Source organism: Paenibacillus sp. KS1 (assembly GCF_001680695.1).
Lineage (GTDB): Bacteria > Bacillota > Bacilli > Paenibacillales > Paenibacillaceae > Paenibacillus_B > Paenibacillus_B suaedae.
In genome coordinates, this window is record NZ_MAIS01000039.1 from 54,197 (window position 1) to 60,700 (window position 6,504).

Annotated in this window: 1 protein-coding gene and 1 pseudogene; both read right to left on the bottom strand. The window is 50.8% G+C overall.

The features are described 5' to 3' along the window. Positions 1-22: 22 nt before the first annotated feature. Entirely contained in the window at positions 23-3,580 is a 3,558-nt protein-coding gene (gene zapA, locus BBG47_RS14725; RefSeq protein WP_065292311.1) for a cell division protein ZapA, read from the bottom strand. Between the two features lie 416 nt (positions 3,581-3,996). Continuing rightward, positions 3,997-6,441 (bottom strand): annotated as a pseudogene (pheT, locus tag BBG47_RS14730) (phenylalanine--tRNA ligase subunit beta). Between the last annotated feature and the right edge of the window lie 63 nt (positions 6,442-6,504).

Genomic DNA, 6,504 nt, shown 5'->3' on the forward strand with positions numbered 1-6,504 from the left:
TTTGTTCGCTCCTCATGTATATCTACTCGATCATTTCCAGCCATTCGTTGAATTCGCTCTGCAGCTTCGCATACTCATCCTTGAGCTTCGTGAACTCATCAGTAAGCTTGGTATATTCATCTGCAAGCTTCGAATAAGCCCCTTGTGTCTCATCCGCTTGTCTGCGTTCTTTCTCCCGCTCCAGTTGGGACAAGCGGAATTGATGGGAGAGAACCTCGAATTGCTCCTGAATAACCTCCATCTCAGCATGAGAGCGAGCCTGCTCTTCTGTATGCTTCTTCGTCTCCTCAACTTCAGCCTTCAATCTCTCGAGCTGTTGCCGCAGCTGCTCACGCTCTTCACTCCACGTAGCCGATGTCTCTGTCCATTGCTGCTCTTGCTGTGTCCATTCTTGCTCACGCTGCTTCAAGAGAGACTTAGCTTCTTCATATTGTTCAAGCTCCGTAATGTATAGCTGCTGTTCTTCCTCCAGCTGATCATAACGGGACTGAACTTCCTCCACCTGCTGTCTCGCCTCTGCAATAGTGGCAGCAGCTTCATGCTGCGCCTGCTGGATGCTTGTGAAAGCTGCTTGCAGCTCTTCCTTCTCAGATTCAAGCTGACGGCATTTATCTTCATATTCCGCGAGCTGATCGTACAAGGCATCCTGCTCTTGTTCACCCTGCTCTTTCCAAGCATGGCGTTCTGCTTCCCATTGTTCTTGCAGTGCGTTTCGTGCTTGTTCGGCTTCTCGCATCCAAGCCGCTCGTTCTTGGTCAAGTCGCTCATTCAGCTGACGCTCGAATTGAGCACGAAGCGCTTCGAGCTCTTCTTCCTTGCTCTGTTCGATCGCTTCAAGCTGCTGCTGCAGCTCAGCAGCCTCAGCCTGCACATGATCTCGCACGCGTATGAGCCGCTCCATCTCCACCTGACGCGCTCGATCAAGCTCCTCTGCGCGTCCCAAATGTCCTTCGAGCTGATGAATGCGCGCATCCTTCTTCTGCACGTTCTGCTCAGCTTCTGCACGCAGAGACTGCTCAAGATCCGTCAATTCCTTGGCATGTACAGCCGATGCTTCCTCGTGCAGTGCATTCCAAGCATCTACATCCCCCTCATATTGGGTGCGCAATTCCTGCAATTGCCGTTCATGCTGAACTTGCTGCTCTTCATGCCGCTTCTCATACTGAGCGCGTTCTTCTTGCAGTTGCTTCTCGCGCTGGACACGTTCTTCTTGCAGCTGCTCTTCATACTGGGCAAGCTCATCTTGCAGCTGCTCCACATGATGAGCACGTTCTGCCTCCAACTGCTGCCCATGCTCAGCACGTTCTGCTTCTAACTGTTCCTCATACTGTGCACGTTCTATTTCCAATTGCTCTTCATACTGAGCACGTTCAGCTTCCAGCCGCTCTTCATGCTTAGTACGTTCTGTTTTCAACTGCTCTTCACGCTGAGCACGCTCCGCTTGCAACTGTTCTTCATACAGAGCGCGTTCTGCCTGCAACTTCTCCTCATGCAGAGATCCCTGCTCTAGCTGCTGCTGCTCGGATTGTGCACGCAGCTCATCCAGCTGCCGCTCATACCGAGCAATCAATTCCTGCTGCTGTTGCTCATGCTGAGTAAGCAGTTCTAGCAGCTGCTCCTCATACAGCTCCGTCGCTTGCTTCAGTGCAAGTTCACGCTCTTGCTCAGATTGCTGGAGTCGCTCTTGGTAGACAGCCTCAACCTGTTGAACAGCCTTGCTCCGTTCAGATTCAGCTTGGGCTAACTCCTGCTTCCATTTATCCTCAAGTGCAGCCATCGCAGATTGCTTATCTGCTTCTGCTTGCTCCAACTGCTCCAGATGCTCGATGATCAGTTGATCCAGTTCTTGATCATGTCGAGATTTGGCATCTGCCAGCTCTACGCGCAATTGGGCAATGTCACTTTCATATTTGGCCTTAGCTTCGTCCAATGCCTTCTGGTTCTGTGCTTGCGCTTCACCTAGCGCGAACTCTTGATTCGCAACCAGTTGAGCGAGTTCTTCTTCATACTTCGTCTTCGCTTCATTTAAGGCGTCTTGATGCAGCACCTGCATGTCGTCCATCGCTTGTTTCTGATCGGCCAGCAGTTGAGCTATGTCGCTCTCACACTTCGCTTTCACATCATTCAATGCCTTCTGATGCAGTGCCTGTGCTTCATCCAGCGCCTGCTTCTGCTCCGCTTGCGACTTCGCCAAATTCGAGCGTTGTTCCGCCTTAACTTGCTCGATCTCCTTCGCATGCTGGTCGGACAGCTCTTTGACTTTGGCAGCATGACGTTCTTCAGCCTGCTTGCGCTGATTGTCCTGGGCAGACTTCATCTGCTCGGCAGCCTGCTCATGCTTCTGCTGCAGCTGCTTGGTATTCGCCTCATGCTGCTGCTTGAGCAGCGTCAACTGCTTGTCTCGATCTTGAACGAGCTCTGCTTCTCTCTTCGACAAGCGCGCTTCCCATTCTATCGCCTGCGCTGTCAATTGCCCTTCCCATGCAGCTGTCTGTTCAGCAAGTTGTTCTTCCCATTCTGCAGATAACTGCTCAGCATTCTGTTTCTCAGCGTCGAGCCGCTCTCGCCACTGCTGTTCCTTGGCGTCCAGCTTTTCCGTCCATTCCAGCTCCTGCAGAGCCCGCTCTTCTTCCCAGCTCTGTTCCTTGTTCGCGAGCTTACTGGACCAGCTCTGCTCTGCTTCATCGAACTGCTTCTGCCAGCCTTGCTCTGTATCTCTTAGCTTGCTCTGCCACAATTGTTCGTTCTCCGAATACTTCATCTGCCACCCTTGCTCGGATTCCGTCAACTGCTCCTGCAAGCTTTGCTCTGATTCCGTTAGGCGCTTCTGCCAGCCCTGCTCTGATTCTTGAAGCTGCGACTCCCAGGTTTGATTCTGCTCATTCAGCTTCGTGCTCCACAGACGCTCTGTTTCCTCCAGCTTCTGCTTAAGGGTACGAGCATGAAGCTGCTCTGCCTTCTGCTTTTCTTCCAAAACCGCTTTCAATCGTTCTTCTACTTGCTGCAGCTTCTTCTTCTGTTCATTCTCACGAGCTGTCAACGATTGAATCCGTCGCTCTGTCTCCTTCACCTGCTCAGTCAGCTTATGCACACGCTCTTCCGATGCCTTATGCTTATCGGCCAATTGCTGATTCGCTTCCTTCAACTTAGCCGTCTCAGCGCGAAGATCAGCCGCTTGCTTCTCGGCCTTCGACTTCTCGTTGCCAAGTTCCTTCTGAAGCTGCTCCAGCTTCTGTGCAGACTCATTGCGCAGCTTCTCTAGTGACTGCTCCGACTCCGTCTGTACCTGAGTAAGCTGTCTCGACAAGCTGTGATTCGTCGCTTCTATTTCCTTCAACGATGAGCTTAATTGCAACTGCTCATCCTTCACCTTCTGCACTTGCTCAGCAATATGTACAGCTGACAACACCGCAATTCGCGTTGTATCCAGTCGCGAGTTCGCAGTTGCAATACTCCGCATATGCTCATCGACCATTGCAGCTACGTTGCGCATATAATCTTTACTTGTTGATCCTACCAATTTATATTGTGTTCCGTATATTTCAACCGCTACACGATGCTTGTTATCCGGACTAGTCATTCTTTTGTCCTCCTTACCTTAACGTGCCGCATGCTAGGGCTTACAGCCTACATGTAGCAACAAATTAATCCATGTTTGTATGTCATACGCAAACTCTATTAGTAATTCGATATATTAGTGCCCTTCTCCTCCTACGCATAGAGGAAAGTCAAGTTTCATTTCATAGAATATTTAGGGGAAAAAGATCTGATATACCCTTCTATTACAGGGTTTCCCTATTATAGGGGTAGTAGTAAAGCAATTGCAAATATAGGTCTTGCCAAAACTCTATCTATCGCATTTATTTCTATATAAAAGGATGTTCACTTCGTTCCAACCCATAAAAAAAGTTGGGAGCGGAAATATCCGTCCCAACTTCAATGAACTTCTATTATAAAAGCAGTCTCGATAATAAGAGTGTCTGCTCTGGAGCAACCTTACTTCCGCAGCTCTGCGTTGAAGCTCGTCTCGATTGCCGCCACAACCTTGCCATGCAGTTCTGTAATTTCTTCATCCGTGAATGTATGCTCTGGATGACGGTATACGAGCGAGATCGCGACGCTCTTCTTATCTGCCGCAACATGATCTCCTGTGTACACGTCGAATACATTTACCGACTCAAGAAGTTCGCCAGCCGTTTCCTTAGCGAGTGCAACCACTTGCCCTACTTCTGTACCGCGATCCAATACAACTGCAATATCGCGGTCTACAGCTGGGTAGCGCGGAAGACTGCGCTACTCAATATAGAAGTCTGCTGCATCGATCAGCAGCTGCACCAAGAACTCAGCAACATACGTGTCAGCTACATCCTTCGCATGCTGTACCTCAGGGTGCAATTGACCGATGAAGCCGATGTACTGCTCTCCGTTCTCGCCTGTCAAATAAAGCGAAGCGGAACGTCCCGGGTGCAAGCCTTGCGGACGATCTGCTGCGTAGCGTACACGTCCATCCAAGCCGAAGTGGGCTACGAGGCTGTCGAGTACCCCTTTCAAATCATAGAAATCAACCGGTTCTGCCTTCACATTCCATTGTGCAGCACTGCGCTTGCCAGTCATCAATAGGGAAGCAACAAGAACCTCTTCGGGCTGAGCTGTCAGCTGCTCTTCCTTCGTCAGATGGAGTGTACCCAGTTCGAAGATGCTTACATCTTCATGCTTGCGGTTGCGATTGTACACCGCTACATCAATCAGACCAGGAACCAGGTTCGTACGGAGCACACTGCGCTCTTCACTCATAGGCATAGCCAGACGTACAGGTACTGCGCCTTCCATGAAGGAAGGGAATACCGAAGTGTCAGCCGGATTCGTAAAGGAATACGTCACAACCTCATTCACACCGTTGTCTGTCAGGACGCGGCGAATCGCACGACGAATGCGCTGCCCCTTCGTCAAATGGCCTGGCGTTGTTGCTCCTTCAATAGCTGTTACTGGGATGTTGTCATATCCGAAAATACGTGCAACTTCCTCGATCAAGTCTACATCGCGCGTAATGTCGCCACGACGAGTTGGCACGGTGATGTCGAAGATTCCTTCGGATTTCTCAACAAGCTCGAAGCCAAGACGGCTCATAATCTTGCGAACTTCTTCAGCTGTCAACGACGTACCGAGTAGGCGGTTCGTTCTATTTAAAGTCAGTTCGATAACTTTGCGCTCCGCAGATGCAGTTTGTTGTTCCACGATACCTGCATATACTTCGCCGTCCGCAAGCGTACGAATCAATTCAGCCGCACGGTTCAATGCTGGGATGACCGATTCTGGGTTCACTTCCTTCTCAAAGCGAAGTGATGCTTCCGAACGTAGTCCCAATTGACGGGAGGTCTTGCGTACCACGCTGCCTGCAAAGTGCGCGGATTCAAGAAGAATGTTCACCGTATCAGAAGATACTTCTGAATTCTCTCCGCCCATAACCCCTGCAAGTGCAACCGGCTTCACGCCGTCTGTAATGAGCAGCATATGCGGCTCCAGCTTGCGTTCTTGGCCATCAAGCGTAACCAGTTCTTCGCCTTCATTCGCAAAGCGAACGTCGATCGTTCCGCCGCCATTCAGCTTATCCGCGTCAAATGCGTGCAGCGGCTGGCCATATTCCAACATGACGAAGTTCGTTACGTCCACGATATTGTTAATTGGGCGAACGCCTGCTGCAAGCAAGCGATTTTGCAGCCACAATGGAGATGGCTTAATCGTTACACCAGCGATATAACGCGCTGCATAGTGCGTGCAGCCTTCTGCCGCGCTAATGCTGATCTTCACTTTGCCTGAAGCAGCTTCCGTACTTTCTTTCACTTCCTGCTCAGGCAAGTGGGCAGGACGCTCCAGCAATGCACTCACTTCATGCGCAACGCCTAACATGCTCAGGCAGTCTGAGCGGTTCGGTGTAAGATCCAGCTCCAGCACATGATCGTTCAGGCCGAGCACGTCTGCAATCGGAGTTCCGAGTTCTGTCTCTGCCGGCAGTACAAGAATGCCTTCCTGCATTTCCTTCGGAAGCAGCTTGTCATTCATGCCAAGCTCCTTCGCTGAGCAGATCATGCCTTGCGATTCTACGCCGCGCAGCTTCGCACGCTTGATCTTCATGCCGCCTGGCATAACCGCTCCGATTGTTGCGACAGGAACCTTTTGTCCTGCATCCACGTTTTTCGCACCGCACACGATTTGAAGCTTCTCTTCTGCACCTACGTCTACTTGGCAGACATTCAGCTTATCCGCATCCGGATGCTTCTCCTTCGATACGACATAGCCCACTACGATGTGGTCAAGTCCTTGATTGCGGTTCTCCACCGAGTCAATCTCGATACCGGCACGCGTCATGCGTTCCGCGATTTCTTCAGCGGATACGCCGGTCAAGTCGATATATTGCGATAGCCATTGGTAGGATACGTTCATTTCTCGCTCTCTTCCTTTCTTCTTTTAAAGGTGGTTCAAAAAGTCCGCTTTTGATCACGAAGC